Here is a 14323-nt window from a genome sequence, read left to right on the forward strand (position 1 = left end):
GTTCAGCATCAGCATAAAATTATTTCGGGGGAAAAGATTGATCCGGGCCGTTGAGTTTTATTTCAGGTTCCTTTTTGATAATTGCAGTTCAATAAATCTCTGAACGATATGGCTGACGGAAAAATGAGGAGAGATTTTTCTGGGCTTTGAATGCCTTCAGTGCGGCGAATGCTGCAGCTACCTCGGAACGGTTCTTACCATTGAGGAGGAGATCGGCGAGACCGAATTCGTCATATGCAACCAGTATACGGGCGAGAGAAAGAGGGTCAGCATAGATCAGGATAAGCTGCACCTCTACCCTGACAGAAGCATATTCGAAGAGCTTCCCGAGGCCTGCCCCTTTCTCAGGCCCGATCCTGCCAACAACCGAGTCTGCTGCATCATCCACGAAACAAGGACGGATATGTGCAGGAGTTATGGCTGCTGGCGCATCCTTATTTTTGAAGCCGGCGGAAAGCCCGTCGGGAGGATAACAGGGCCGCGGATTCTAAGGACAAATGACGATACGCTCAAAGAGATCTGGGCGAAAAGGATCGCACTGCTTGACCCCTCCGACCAGAAATTATGGGACTCCGAAATGGAACGGATACTTCTTGAAGAGGGTTATTCAACCCGTAAATAAAGAAAAATTCAATTTTTAAATTCAGATGTTGTGCCTTCCCATATAATAGACGCCTATGCAGATCAGGCAGATCGAGATTGCCATCGCAAGGGCGTCGAGTGACGACGCCATATCCAGGTCGAGGACTCTCTGGAAGAAAGTTACGATAAGCACCATTATAATGACTTTCAGGATCTTGTTTTTAAGATCATCAAGGTTCCTTACTTCAAGAATATTTGTGAAACTTCCGCAGCTCCTTGCAATGTCAATTTGGGAGATAAAAAGCTCATATATTCCAAAACTGAATATCAGGAGGACGAGGCCGATCAGGTAGAAGTCGATTGCGCCTATAAGTCCGATGAGTATCGTTTCATGTGATAAGTGGGATTCAACTTCAAAAAATGCCTCACTAAGAACGCTGAAAATTTCAAACGATCCTACGACAAAGAGGATAATCGCACTTATTGCACCGAATATTACCCCGAGGAGCACAATGAACCTCAGGCTCCAGAGAACCCTTTCAAATGAATTTTCTAATTTCTTTCCGAGACCGGGGCTGTTGTCGCTCATTATTTATGCGGCTCCTTTACTTCTAATATCTTTCACCTTGAGGGATATAATACATTGAGGGATTTTCGAAAGATTTTAAATCTGAATTTATATGTTTCAGGGCTTCCTCATAATATTATATGTATACCCTAACTCGTCAGAATATTTTAAAGATCGGATTTCCCGTAATTTTACCGGGTCTCCGTAATTATTGAAATTTGGTTGGTGTTTCACATTTTGTGTATTATAAACTTAGAAATTCTGCTGTCGTTTTTGATGTATAGTGAAACCGTATATGAGGCAGTCCTTACATATATGATATGAATTGCCTGTCCGGGTTAAAGATCAGGGGACAGGAGTCAGGCATATGAACGGGAAGGATATAGCTGGGATCTTTGCAAGAGTGAGGGCGAACCGGCCTCTTGTGCATCATATTACGAATATCGTGACAATCAACGACTGCGCAAATATCACCATATCTGCCGGTGCTGCACCGGTGATGACCTGTGATAAGGCCGAAGCCGCCGAGATGGTCTCTGCTGCGAATGCTCTCGTCCTGAATATCGGTACACTGACCTCTTTTCAGGTGGAATCGATGCTTGAGGCAGGGAAAAGGGCCAATGAACTCGGAACTCCTGTAATCCTCGATCCGGTTGGTGCAGGAGCCACAAAACTAAGGACACAGACAGTTATGGAGCTCCTTGACAGGATCGATATCGCGATAATAAAAGGCAATGCCGGGGAGATCGGCACGATAGCAGGAATAGAGGGTGGTATCCGAGGTGTCGACTCATGCGGTGTTCTGAGTGATCCCGAAGAAACCGTACGTACATGTGCCGAGAGCCTGAATACAACAGTTGCAATGAGCGGCCCTGTCGATATAACCTCCGACGGGAAAAAAGTGATGCTTGTAGAAAACGGTGTTTCCATGATGGGCAATCTCTCGGGAACCGGGTGCATGGGGGCCTCCCTCGCTGGGGCGTTTGCTGCCGTGGAAAAAGACTATGTCATCTCTTCGGCGGCAGCATTCGCCACCTTCGGAAGAGCCGGCGAGCTTGCAGCCGGGAAATCAAAAGGCCCATATTCATTCCGGACTGCCCTTATTGATGAGCTTTTCAGTCTGACTGAAGCTGATCTCGCGGAGCATGCAAAGGTGAGGACAAAGGATGCCGTATGATCTTTATGTCGTAACAGACAGGGAGATAGGGCGGGGGAGAACCCACCGGGAGATCGCCCTGGAGGCTACTGCCGGAGGGGCGGATGTCATCCAGTTCCGCGACAAAACCCTCCCTTTTCGCGAATTTATTGAAACGGCAAAGGAAATAAGGGATATTACAGCCACTTCGGGGGCAATGTTCATAGTAAACGACAGGATCGATGCCGCCCTTGCGGTGGGAGCTGATGGCGTTCATCTCGGGCAGAACGATATGCCTGCCGATTGGGCAAGGAGAATATCCCCCACTGGTTTTATTATTGGAATCTCAGTCGGAAACGTCGCCGAGGCGATCGAAGCAGAGTCAGCCGGAGCCGACTATGTCGCATTGAGCCCTGTCTTTTCAACAGGCTCCAAGGCTGATGCAGGGCCGGGCCACGGGCTGGAGATGCTTTCTCAAATCCGGTCGAATGTGGAGATCCCCGTGATTGGTATAGGGGGGATAGGATTGCACAACGTGAAGGATGTTATATCGGCAGGCGCGGATGGTATCGCGGTAATCTCCGCCGTTGCCGGTGCAGACGATATCAGACTGGCAGCGGAAGGGATGAAGAAGATGATCGCCCTTGAGAAAAAAAAGTCCGGTCTTCGCTGATCCGGTTTTCATACTTCAGAAAGCCTGTAATACTCTCTTAAAAAGAGCAGGATTTAAGTAATAGGCATCTATTATTTATTGTGACTCCTTTCGACCTGATCCTCTGGCTGATCTATTTTTTTATCGTCTCGTCGATGTTTCAGATCGGCCTGAATCTCGGGGTAAAAGAGATACTCGATCCGTTCAGGAAACCCGGTGTGCTCGTTAATTCTCTGTTGCTGAACCTTATCGCGATACCTCTCGCAGGTGTGGGGCTTGCGATTCTCCTCGGTCTTGACGGAGTCGCCCTCTTCGGGTTTTTGATAATGGCCTGTTCACCCGGGGCTTCATACGGGCCGAAGATAATCGAGTTTGCAGGAGGGGATGTCGGGCATTCGATAGGCGTCATGTTCCTCCTGTGTATGATCGCGATAATTTCCGCCCCGCTTACGGTCCTTCTGCTGGTACCCGGTACCGGCAGTATCGATATCTGGCCGGTAATCCAGACGCTTGCGGTAATACAGGTGATCCCTCTCTTCTTCGGTATGTTTTTGAAGGCGAAGAGGCCGCACATGGCGGAGAGGGCATCCGGCCCCGTCTTCTGGATCTCCAACATCTCCGCGCTTGTTGTCGTGATTCTTGCATTCGGGCTGAAGTTCTTCTCGGAATCTGAATCCTCCCTCGCTGGGATTATCGGCATACGCGGGATCCTTGCGATCGTCCTGCTCGTGTTCATATCCCTTGCAGCGGGCTATTATCTCGGGGGATCGGCGGAGGGGACGAGGAAATCGATGGCGGTCAGCACCTCCATCCGCAATGCCGGTGTAGCATTTCTTATAGGTGTGGGGAGTTTCGAGGGTCAGGGTGTTCTCTCTGTAATCATCCTTTATATCTTCTTCCAGACCCTGATTACCGGGCTGCTTGCCGGGTGGTGGGGGTGGAAGAATTTCAAAGAGAACGGTATGGCTGAAACGGGAAGCAGTTCGTGAAATTCCATTTAATTTTTCCAAATATCTTTATACATCGCCGTGAATAATGGATTCATGAAGAAAGAGTACGGGATGTACCTTGCATATATTTTTCAGGCATTAATCGCCCTGAACGTGATTCATGCTTTCCTGATCGGGGAGTATGAACTGATGTTTACCGGCCTTCTTATGTTTATCCTGACACTGGTTCCTTACATAGTCGCACAGAAGATGAACGTGAACTTCCCCTGGTTCGTATATCTCCTGATCGCAATGGCTCTGTGGTTTCATACGGCGGGTTACATACAGGGCTACTACACCACCTTCTACCCGTACTATGACAAGATCGCCCATCTCGTATCCGGGACGACCGTCGCTCTTCTCGGGTTCCTAGGCGTCATCTTCCTCGACAAGTACTGGAATATGAACCTGAATACTCCGTTCATCATCGGGTTTACCATAATATTCGGCATGGCCCTTGCGGGTTTCTGGGAGATCTATGAATTTCTTATAGACACGTTCCTGGGAGGATCAATGGCCGGACCCATGCAGCACGGCAATACGGACACGATGCTCGATATGATCTTCGTTCTGACCGGATCGATCATAGTATCGATATTCGGGGCATTTTATTTCAAACATCACAGGAAAGAGGATATCACGGGATCGATCGAGGGCACAAATAATATTTGATTTCACCAGGGGGGCATCAATATTAAAAGAGAAAATATGGTGAATCCCGGCAAAAAACACCCCGGATTATTAAAAGATCGCGTTTTTGTCACCGTATTGGTTATTTTAATATTAACTCCGGGCTTTGTGGCCTGTGCCTGGTATTACTGCAATCTCCAAGAAATATCTGACGCAGGTGACTTTTCAGAACAACGATACTCTTCCGGTTACAGGTATTATAGCCCCCAGGAATTTTTGGGAGGGTCCGGGTACTTCGATCTAGTTTATTATATCGACAACGAGTCGTGGGTATTACCGGATAACATTAACGATGCCATTCATTTCAATGTCAGCGATCCGGAAACCGGCACCTTTGTCGAGGGCGATTACACACCTGATTTCTCCATCGTCAACGATACCCTTTATCTCGATATTTTAGTCGTCAACTGGAACGATTACGCACAGGAGGGATCATGCTACCAGATCTCCGATTTTTCATCAGCCTATCTTTACTATAATGATACAGGCTATGACTGGGAGAGTTATCACCGTGCTCTTGAGGTATTGTCTGTAAGTGAATATAACAAATCGATCGGAACCGGGGAATATGATGAAATCCGGATCGGGTTGCCGGTTTTCGGGTATTTTGTCACTCCCGTGAAAACCGCAGATTATCTGGATTATATCGACTGGCAGTATATCTTATTTGAAAGAAACCGGAGTGGCTCTATTTGTCCGGTGAAAATCCCGGTTCAGACCTCGATAGCGTGTAATATCGAATTTGTCCGCTGAGAGTAAAAGATGGCGAAAGGATTTTGTGGTTATTGATCACCTGTGGATCTTCTTCAGAATCCATGCCATATTTATCCCGAGGGTCTGCATGGTTTGCATGCCTTCGACATCGTTCTCCACATCACCGGGTTCGAGCCCGAGGCCGAGGTTCCAGTTGGATGATCCGATGGTTATCATGCTGCTGATTCCGAAGAAGTGGTTGATCGTATCATATGCATGAATGCCTCCCGATCTCCTTACAGCGATTACGGCGGCTCCGATCTTCCTGCTGAACATTCCTCCATTGACCATCCCGACGAATCCTGCCCGGTCGATCAGCGCCTTTACTTCTGTGGAAACATCGGCAAAGTATGTCGGCGATCCGATGATGATACCGTCGGCCTCTTCCATCTTTTTTATGCAGTTGTTGACGAAATCGTCGTCGAAGACGCATTTCCTGTCCTGGTTTTCCATGCATTTCATGCAGGCGGTGCACCCGTGGACCTTCTGTCCGCCGATATGGATGATCTCGGTCTCTATACCTTCCCTTTCAAGCTCTGAAAGGACTTTTTGCAGGAGTATCGCTGTGTTTCCGTCTTTTTTTGGACTTCCGTTAAATGCTACGACTTTCATAACCTATGTTCCCTGATTTTGATAATGTCACGGTCATTAATATAACTGACGCCGGCGGGACGATGGCCGGCATGTCATGCAAAGAAATCAATATTTCCCCCCCGATCCAATAATATGTCAATGGACTCCGGGCTGGTGGCAAAAATATGAAGATTGGAAGGCTTGAGGACCTCGGTTCCCTCCGGGGAACTGCTCTTTTGCGCGTGGATTTTAATTCCCCGATTGATCCCTCGTCGAATATGATTCTTGACGACAAGCGCTTCCGCGAGCATGCGCCGACGGTAAAGGCGCTTGAGGACTCAAAATGCGTGATTGTAACGCACCAGAGCAGGCCGATGAAGAAGGACTTTACGAATCTCAGGGCACATGCCGAAAGGCTTGAACGCCTGATTGGCCGGCCGGTCGACTATATCGACGATATATTCGGTGCATGTGCAAGGGACGCCGTGAAGGCGATGGACTACGGCGAAGTCCTGATGCTTGAAAATGTCAGGTTCAGTTCGGAAGAGGTCCTGACGATGAGCGGAGAAGACGCCCAAAAGACACATCTTGTGAAAGGGCTCTCGGCAATGGCCGATTACTATGTATTCGACGCGTTCGGAACCGCCCACCGCTCCCAGCCCACAATCGTCGGAATCCCGAGGGTGATGAGATCGGTCGCCGGCCTGCTGATGGATAAGGAGGTCTCAACACTCTCAAAGGTCCTGACAGATGCACCCGGCCCGGTCACCTTTGTGCTCGGAGGAACTAAGGTCGACGATTCTCTTGCAGTTGCCAAAAACGCTCTTGAAGCAGGGATTGCCGATAACGTCGTTTTTACCGGAGTCGTCGCAAATGTCGTATACCTTGCCGAAGGAAAGAATATCGGAAAGCCATCGACGGATCTGGTACACTCTCTCGGTTATGATAAGGAGATTGGAATTGCTGCAGAGCTCCTCAAAAAATATTCAGACAGGATTGTAACCCCCGACCATGTCGCGGTGAAGGAGGACGGAATGCGTGCCGAGTACCCGCTCGAAAGCATGCCGCAGGACAAGGGAATTATGGACCTCGGTATCGAATCCCTGGCAGAGCTTACAGGGATCATATCGAACTCGGGCACCATCGTCCTGAACGGGCCGGCTGGTGTTTTCGAGGACGAGCAGTTTTCAGCAGGAACATACGAACTGATACGTGCGTCGGAGAAGGCGGAGTTTTCGGTTGTCGGCGGAGGCCATACTGCGGCTGTTATCGAGAAGATGGGTGTCGCTGACAGGTTCAGCCATATATCGACCGGTGGCGGTGCCTGTATAGAGTTCCTGACGGGGAAGAAGCTCCCGGCGGTCGAGGCTCTCGAATATTCAAGAGAAAAGTTCTGGTAGTTTTTATAGGGAGAGGTAACTCCCCTTCGCTTTGTTTATTTCAGTTTATGTGACCTTCCCGATCGAATCCATAAACCTGTCCCTGATCTCTTCAGGTGTAAGCGTGAGATTCGGAGAGTCCGTGTTTCCCGGTTTGATGATGACATGAATGAAAGACGGCCCCTTACCGCGGTTTAAGAATGCCTCTTTCAGCTCTTCGGCAGTTCCAACTTTTATGGTATTCTCAATCCCTGCCCCTTTTGCGATAAGTTCGAGATCGCAGGTCGTCCACGAGTGAGTCATCTGCATGCCGGTGCTTCCGAATGCACCGTTGTCGAGGGCAAAAATCGTCAGGTTGCCTGGTTTTTCCGCTGCAACAGTAGAAAGAATCGCGGTTCCGAGAAGGCTCCCGTCGCCGTCGATTACAACGACATCCTTTTCCTGCCCGATTGCGAGCCCGAGCCCTATGGGTGTTGCCTGCGTGTAGCTCCCGAGCATGTAGAAATTTTCAGGCCTGTCTCCTGCGGCATGCATCTCTTTGCAGGGGACACCTATGTTCACGACCACCGCTTCATCTTCCAGTTCTCCGGCGATGACCGAGATTGCTCCGGCACGGTTCATGACAGGCTCTTTAATTCTGCGGTTATATTCAAGTCTGATTTCATGCTCACGGGGAGGAAATGGATCTTCAGCACAACCGCCGTTTCCTTCCTCCCATAGTTTCGGGAGAATAAGGATCACGTGGATCTCTCTGTTTTCAAAAGAAAGCCGAATGGCTTCCCTGATCTTTTCCAGGTCACCCGATCCGTCGATTATTGTATATGAGATCCCCATTGCGTCGAGAATTGCCGGAATCCTGCTGTTGAACGGGACCTGTGCGGCGATCTTTTCATTGTATACTCCCCTCCAGCTTGCGATTATGGGCAGCGGAAGACCGTAAAGATATGTCAGCGACATCATTGCGTTGAGGGAATTACCAAGCCCCGAGCTTTGCATCTGGAGAACGTACCTGCGTCCCGCAAGAGCGAGGCCTGCGCAGACCCCTACACCGTCTTCTTCGCGGTTGATGTTTACATAGTGAAAGTCTTTCTCCAGCAGTGCACAGAGATCCTTTGTCCTGTCGCACGGAAGGGATACGACGAATTCGATCCCTTCGTCACGCAGTATCGATTCAATCTTCCTTTCAGGCATATTTCCTCATTCACTCCGTAATCTTGTCTTTTAGTTCCTCTGCTTCATCCAAACTCCGGAGTGAGGCGGAAGGCCTGACGGGGATCATGTCGAGATCCTCTGCCGCCCTCCTGTATCCTCCGCCCGTGATATTGAGCAGGATATTATCATCCCTGTCGACATCCCCGGATTCCACCGCACTTATGAGTGATGCGACACATACTTCAGCGGCAGGATCGAGGTCGGTTCCTTCGAGGTCCATAAAGAGCCTTCCTGCTTTTTTCGCATCACCTTTCACCCCTCTCATTATACCGTTCGTCCCGCTGAGAGCGTCGAAGAGACCTCCGGCAACAGAATATGGGGGATTCCTGTTCGTGAGAACAGTCGCATAGGTTTCCATTGCTGCCTCCTTCCCCCCGGGCATATCCTTTTCAGGAATAATCTCCCTTCTCCTGTCCCTCCATGCATTTACCATCGGCACGAACGGTTCATTCTGTGAAAGATAAAGCCGGGGCAGGTGGTCGCCGAACCTTCCGTCGGCAAGAAGCCTCTTTCCCATCTCCCACGCGGCGATTCCGCCTGTTCCGCTGCCAACGGCCTGGAAGTACCAGTCCGGCATCTTTCCTATTGCCATGGTTCCGTCCAGCATCACCGTTCCCATGCCGTCCCTCCGGGCCGGATTCTTTGCACCTCCTTCGGATATCACTCCCGGGATTGTGCAGATCTCATTGCCCAGTGCAATTGCATCAGAATAATCACCTTCGATTGTCACGAGGAAGACCGAATCACACTCTTTTGTCGTCCAGATGCTGCCCGCCGCCTTTTTCGGAACGGATATTATCACAGGAGTACCGGTTCCTGCGGAAACTTCTGCAAATGCCCGTCCCGTGTTTCCTGCGGACGAGATCTGGAGGATTCCGTTATTCAGCCGCTCTTTAATCCTAAGCATCGTCGGAACGGCTTCCAGCTCCTTGAACGAGCATGTCCTGATAAAAGCCCCCTTCTCCGGCCAGTAGCCGTTGAAGACGATGTAGAGATTTTTAAGCCCGAGGTGATCCGCAAGCCCTTCGCTGCGGTACGTTGCCGGGCATGTATCCGTCTGCGTCCAGCCTGAGACCGGGAGCCAGTCGTGGTACCTGAACATTCCCGGGAGATCGCGGACGGTGATCTGCTTTGCCGAATAATCGGCATAAACCAGACCACTGCATCCATTCATGCATGCATTGGTATAGCAGTCGTCGATCGCCTCTCCGCAGACAGGGCACCTGAGCGTGTATTCGCCCATATTACATACCTCCCAGCATGAATTTACCTGATTCAATTTTTTCCTTAAGATCCGAGCAGATCTGTTCACCCCTCCGGCGATCCGACTGCCTCAGAACAACCGGGATCTCTTTTCCCTCAAGTTCTATCGATCCTGTCTCCATCGAATAGACCTCGCCGATGCAGGTAGAGAGGCATGCCCCGCAGCTGAGGCATCTTGAGGAAATAATCCCGCCGCCGGGCATGATCGCATCGGCAGGACACTGCTCCTGTGCGGGACATTCCCCGCAAAAGAGGCATTTTGCCGGATCTGCTGTTATATGCCGGCCGGCCGACTGCCAGATCCTCCCATAGTCCGAAAACCCGAGTGTCCGCCTGTCATGGACATCCACTATAGGGAGCGGGACCTCCTCGTCGAGCACTGATAAGCGTGCGATGCATTCGTCGTCGAGAACCGGAATCGCGGCGGCGATCGACGTAATACATTCAGGTCCTGCGGACGTCTTGAATCCGCCCATGAATTCAGAGTTCATTCCTGCCATACCGGCAGATATCGAAAGGTTCGGTTTTTCAGGGCTGCTCCTAGTTCCTGTACCGAGTATTAGCCCTTCGGCACCGTTCAGCAGAACTCCTGCGCCGGATCTGAGGAACCTGATATCGGGATCGTTCTGGAGGGGATTGATCTCTCCGCATCCGCTGACCGTCGCCTGTGTGAGCCCGCCGGAAAGTGGCAGGACGGAAAATATGGTGTTCACAGGATCTTTACCTGAGTTTACAAATGCCGAGTAGTTTTTGAATGCACTTCTCGACGTGATCATCATGGCATAATGAAGTTCGTCGCCGTAAACCGTGCATTCAAAGTTTTTTCCTCCGGCTTCCGTGTGTACCTCAATCTCTTTTTCTGCCGATGCGACATCTCTGAAGAGATTTCCTCCCCCGTATGAGCGTGATGCATGGGATGTGCCGTATACTACAAGGTCGACAAGCCCCAGCCCTTCGTTCGGGCACGGGCCAGGGAAGGCAGGGACACCGTTCAGTGTTATGGATTCCGCCCTGCGGAACGCCCCAGGTTCTGCGACGGGGACGGTCAGTATTGCCATCGTTCCGGACATGACCCCGCACGTTCCGCAGGTGACAACATCGATATCATCGGGTGAAAGCCTCTCGCCGTCGCGGACTTTCTTCTTGAACTCCTCTGCCGTAAGCACGGCGGCAGTTCCGCCCCTGATCTTTTTATTGATCTCTGCGACTGTCTTCACCATATCCTGATATCCTCCACTCTTGTATGTATACCATAACTGTTCTCAAACACCATATTGACAACGCCAGTATGTGCAAGATTCATCATGCAGAAGCCCGGCAGGAATTTTTGTCTCCTTCCGAATTCCGGTTCTTTGTTTATTGTCTGTGCGACTCCTTCGAACCCGATGATATGATAGGCGGAGATCGATTTAACCTCATCGCCCTTCTCCCTTGCAAGGAGCGGCGAGACGACATGGCAGGTCAGGAGTCCGGTGAGATAGTCGGCTTCGATGACCGAGAGTACGTGCTGGACAGGGCACCCGGCCCCCGTCGGCCTGCCGAGGACGAGATCGCCTTTCTTTATCTCAAGTTTTTCGGTCATATCTGGCCTGAAAGGAAGAACAATCTTTCTGGCTGAGGGCTCTCCCGGCAGCGGGTGGAGGATGAAGTCGAACGGATCCCCGTGAATATCGCGGACCCCGTAGTTCGCTGTCAGTATTGATTCCGGCGGATTATTCAAATCCGGGCTCTCTCTATAGAACGGGCAGTCCGGTTTTTCTTTCTTTCCTCCCGCGAGCATAAGAACGAACTCTTCGCATGTCGAAGCCCCGCATGCCCCGCAGTTCTTTCCCGGCGGAACCCATTCACCTGTATCCGTATTTTTCATGGCAGTCAGTCTCCCCTGAAGAGGAAGTCCGCACCTTCGAGCTTCCTGATAACCCCAAAGTGGTTCTGCCATCCTATATCCTTCTTCCCGACGCAGATCGTGCAGACCCCGAGAGGAGGCGCTCCTTTGAGTGTGATCTTCTGCGGGTCGGAGATCTCCTCCTGTTCGTCTATCGCCCTGAAGAGGTACCTGAGCCCGGTTCCCTGCACTGCGTTGGTCTCGACGATGTCGAGCCCTTCGTTCACCTCGCGGATCTTCTCCCTGAAAACCTCCTTTTCCGCCTGAGATACGAGATCTGTCCTTGTAACGACTGCGATATCCGCGAGGGCCAGCATTGCGCTCATCTTAAGTGGAGTATTTACCCCGGATATCGAACTCAGGACAACTATTCCGAGCGACTGGGTGGTATACGGCGAACAGCGGAGGCATAATCCCGCACTCTCCACTATCAGGAGATCGGCGCCTTCGGACTCGGCCCACGATATTGCATCGCTCATAACCAGTATCCCTACATGGTCGGGGCAGACGTCCCCCGAGTATACCTTCTTTGTCGGAATTCCGAACTCCCCTGCAAGCTCCTCGTCCTCAAAGGCCCTGACAACGTCGATCTTCAGGTACGCACACCGTTTTTCCCCCGAATATTTCCTTATCACCTGTTTGACCACAGCCGTCTTTCCAGCAGACGGCGGCCCTGCGATTACGATCATTTTCATGCCGGATTTACGCTCCTGATAATCTCTCCCGCACGTATCAGCTCTCTCAGCGTGCAGAGCGTCCGGTCCATCCTGATGATCTCTGCAAGCGCTTCCCTCTCCTCTTCTCCGGGTTCGAGGATGCGCTCCACGGCCCCGTTCTTCATAACAATCCTCTTTGCAGAGAGCAGTGAGACGACCGGATCGTGTGTGACGAAGATGAGTGCCTTATGGTGCGTTTTCAGGCATTCGATCACTTTCTCCTTGAATATGCCTGCATTTTCGATCTCGTCGAGAAGAATAATCGGTGCATTTGAGATCATTATGGCATCTGCGACCATCAGGGACCTTGTCTGTCCTCCGGAAAGCGAGGTCATCCTGACTTCCGGGAGGATCTTTTCGCCTGTAAACTCATTCGCAAGGGCAATCGTCTTTTCGACTGTTCTTTCGTCCTCTATCTTTCTCGACCTGACATGCATCCCGAGAAAATCCCCGACAGTCATATCTGCAAGGCATTTTGTATTCTGGGTGATCAGAGCGACGGGTTTCTTCGCCGGGTCGCGGACGAACTCTTCAGGGGCAGGTTCTCCGTTCACGAGAATTGTCCTGCCTGTAATCGTGTCCCTGTTTGCAAAGACTTCTATGTCGTTTATCAGGGCGCTCTTTCCCGATCCCGTCGGTCCCACTATCGATATCGTGTCGCCCGGGCATATTGTGAGAGCACTGAAATTTTCCGTGATCCCTTTCCTGTTCCTGCCGGGGAGTATCGTGATCTTTTCTATTGTCAGGGGGTCCATGTATCAGTATTAGCGGACTATTTCTTAATATGGATCATTTAAGGCAAAAATTAAGATACTATGGGGAAATTTTTTAATTAGATTTTACCTATTATGCAAATAATTCGCTGCAGTTTTTTAGCAGGTTGTGTAAAGTCGTTTAACCTCCGGGTTAAACCATCCAATCGGTTCCGTTTATACCTTTTATAACCCGGTCCTTACTATTTAGAATTGTATTTCGGGAGTTCTGACAGGCTGGGAAGATGAATTAAGGAATAAGATATGACAGAAACCTGTTTAATAAGCGGAGAGATGAAAATGGAGCTTTCCGGTGCTGACGGGGCAACAGGCATCGCAGAGAATGAATACGCAGAGTTCGGAATATCACCGTTCGACGAACTGCATGAGATAGAATTGTCGATTAGTGAAGCCCTGGAAAACGGTGGAGGAGATATTCTTCCTGCGCTTTACCTGCTCAACTACTGCAGGAATCTTGCGGAAGGCGGTGACATGGAGGAGTACATCGAGGCATGCACTCTTCTGTCAGATATTTGCAGGAGCCTTCCCGGCAACAGGGGCGGAAGACTAAGGCCCGTCGGTGACTACCTGGATTTCTGCATAGATTGATGGCAATTATTTTGCCTTTTCAGGAAAACACTTAATATCTATTTTTCTCAATTGTATGTCATGTTCTCGCAAAGGATATTCCAGGTAGGTTTTAAAACCGCACTGCAGGAGGAGATCGACAGAAAAGGCGTAAGCATTCGTGAACTTGCAGAGAGAGCCGGAATTCCTGTTGCAACACTTTACAAGATAACTTCGGGAGAGCGTGATCCGCGGTTTTCAACTGTGCAGGCAATAGTGAATGCATTGCAGCCACAGGATTCCGATTTTGTTGCCATTATAGCGGCCAAATTCCTGCTCGACGATATAGAATCAAGCCGGCCGGACGTGGGAGCAAAGAAGGTGAAAGTTCGCGGATATCCTGCATATACGATGGAAGAGTGCATTATCTCAGCGGTCAGGGCTGAAAAGGACGGTGCCCTCGGGATCGTCTGCGCCCCTGTACTTGCGTCGATGATCGAGCGTATAGTTGAGATTCCGGTCGTAATTATGAAACCGCAGGCCGAAACGATAATCGAGGCTTTGAAGACACTTGACCGGCGGCTTGAAAAATAATTTTTTTATCTTT

17 protein-coding genes and 1 pseudogene are annotated in these 14323 nt (G+C 50.3%); 10 read left to right on the plus strand and 8 right to left on the minus strand.

The annotated features are described in order from the left end of the window. Positions 1-199 precede the first annotated feature (199 nt). Together METPAY_RS15520 and METPAY_RS15525 are read left to right on the plus strand one after the other, a co-directional pair. Positions 200-358: pseudogene (locus METPAY_RS15520) on the plus strand (YkgJ family cysteine cluster protein); the annotation flags it as partial. Between the two features lie 45 nt (positions 359-403). Next, on the plus strand, positions 404-622 hold the full coding sequence (locus tag METPAY_RS15525) for a hypothetical protein (RefSeq protein WP_052418767.1): 219 nt from the start codon (positions 404-406) through the stop codon (positions 620-622). 21 nt (positions 623-643) lie between these two features. On the opposite strand, the gene METPAY_RS10060 is transcribed toward METPAY_RS15525, so the two are convergent. Further along, positions 644-1171 carry a YqhA family protein gene (locus tag METPAY_RS10060; protein WP_048152060.1) on the minus strand — a complete coding sequence of 176 codons (528 nt, stop codon included), beginning with the start codon at positions 1169-1171 and terminating at the stop codon, positions 644-646. A gap of 346 nt (positions 1172-1517) precedes the next feature. On the opposite strand from METPAY_RS10060, the gene thiM reads away from it, so the two are divergent. The 5 genes from thiM (at position 1518) to METPAY_RS10085 (ending at position 5369) form a co-directional block, all read left to right on the plus strand. After that, complete coding sequence (thiM, locus tag METPAY_RS10065) at positions 1518-2327, plus strand: hydroxyethylthiazole kinase (RefSeq protein WP_048152063.1); 810 nt, start codon at positions 1518-1520, stop codon at positions 2325-2327. Then, positions 2317-2958: a thiamine phosphate synthase gene (gene thiE, locus METPAY_RS10070; protein WP_048152066.1), complete on the plus strand. Its 642-nt coding sequence runs from the start codon at positions 2317-2319 to the stop codon at positions 2956-2958. Before thiM ends, thiE begins: the two co-directional genes overlap by 11 nt. A gap of 80 nt (positions 2959-3038) precedes the next feature. Next, on the plus strand, positions 3039-3926 hold the full coding sequence (locus tag METPAY_RS10075) for a bile acid:sodium symporter family protein (RefSeq protein ID WP_048152069.1): 888 nt from the start codon (positions 3039-3041) through the stop codon (positions 3924-3926). A 54-nt stretch (positions 3927-3980) separates the two neighbouring features. Then, complete coding sequence (locus METPAY_RS10080) at positions 3981-4598, plus strand: hypothetical protein (protein WP_048152072.1); 618 nt, start codon at positions 3981-3983, stop codon at positions 4596-4598. Between the two features lie 234 nt (positions 4599-4832). Next, on the plus strand, positions 4833-5369 hold the full coding sequence (locus tag METPAY_RS10085) for a hypothetical protein (protein WP_048152075.1): 537 nt from the start codon (positions 4833-4835) through the stop codon (positions 5367-5369). A gap of 36 nt (positions 5370-5405) precedes the next feature. Here METPAY_RS10085 and METPAY_RS10090 read toward each other — a convergent pair whose 3' ends face one another. After that, positions 5406-5981, minus strand: a complete 576-nt coding sequence (locus METPAY_RS10090; RefSeq protein ID WP_048152076.1) for a flavodoxin family protein — start codon at positions 5979-5981, stop codon at positions 5406-5408. Between the two features lie 146 nt (positions 5982-6127). Here METPAY_RS10090 and METPAY_RS10095 point away from each other — a divergent pair, with 146 nt between their 5' ends. After that, a complete protein-coding gene (locus METPAY_RS10095; RefSeq protein ID WP_048152080.1) occupies positions 6128-7342 on the plus strand; it encodes a phosphoglycerate kinase in 1215 nt (404 codons plus the stop codon). Between the two features lie 45 nt (positions 7343-7387). On the opposite strand, the gene comE is transcribed toward METPAY_RS10095, so the two are convergent. From comE to METPAY_RS10125, 6 genes are read right to left on the minus strand one after another with little or no spacing between them, the layout of a single operon-like run. Beyond that, on the minus strand, positions 7388-8512 hold the full coding sequence (comE, locus tag METPAY_RS10100; protein ID WP_048152081.1) for a sulfopyruvate decarboxylase subunit beta: 1125 nt from the start codon (positions 8510-8512) through the stop codon (positions 7388-7390). A 10-nt stretch (positions 8513-8522) separates the two neighbouring features. Then, entirely contained in the window at positions 8523-9776 is a 1254-nt protein-coding gene (locus tag METPAY_RS10105; RefSeq protein ID WP_048152083.1) for a cysteate synthase, read from the minus strand. Between the two features lies 1 nt (position 9777). Continuing rightward, positions 9778-11016: a methanogenesis marker 16 metalloprotein gene (locus METPAY_RS10110; RefSeq protein WP_084600799.1), complete on the minus strand. Its 1239-nt coding sequence runs from the start codon at positions 11014-11016 to the stop codon at positions 9778-9780. Next, complete coding sequence (locus tag METPAY_RS10115; RefSeq protein ID WP_048152085.1) at positions 11010-11663, minus strand: (Fe-S)-binding protein; 654 nt, start codon at positions 11661-11663, stop codon at positions 11010-11012. The genes METPAY_RS10110 and METPAY_RS10115 overlap by 7 nt, the downstream gene beginning before the upstream one ends. 5 nt (positions 11664-11668) lie before the next feature. Next, on the minus strand, positions 11669-12376 hold the full coding sequence (locus tag METPAY_RS10120; RefSeq protein ID WP_048152087.1) for a GTP-binding protein: 708 nt from the start codon (positions 12374-12376) through the stop codon (positions 11669-11671). After that, positions 12373-13152 carry an ATP-binding cassette domain-containing protein gene (locus METPAY_RS10125; protein WP_048152089.1) on the minus strand — a complete coding sequence of 260 codons (780 nt, stop codon included), beginning with the start codon at positions 13150-13152 and terminating at the stop codon, positions 12373-12375. The genes METPAY_RS10120 and METPAY_RS10125 overlap by 4 nt, the downstream gene beginning before the upstream one ends. A gap of 291 nt (positions 13153-13443) precedes the next feature. On the opposite strand from METPAY_RS10125, the gene METPAY_RS10130 reads away from it, so the two are divergent. Next, positions 13444-13758, plus strand: a complete 315-nt coding sequence (locus METPAY_RS10130) for a hypothetical protein (protein WP_211251530.1) — start codon at positions 13444-13446, stop codon at positions 13756-13758. Between the two features lie 60 nt (positions 13759-13818). Further along, the gene (locus METPAY_RS10135) at positions 13819-14310 is read left to right on the plus strand and encodes a helix-turn-helix domain-containing protein (RefSeq protein ID WP_048152095.1); all 492 of its coding nucleotides are present in this window, start codon (positions 13819-13821) and stop codon (positions 14308-14310) included. Positions 14311-14323 lie beyond the last annotated feature (13 nt).

Origin of the sequence: Methanolacinia paynteri, assembly GCF_000784355.1 — an archaeon.
Taxonomy (GTDB): domain Archaea; phylum Halobacteriota; class Methanomicrobia; order Methanomicrobiales; family Methanomicrobiaceae; genus Methanolacinia; species Methanolacinia paynteri.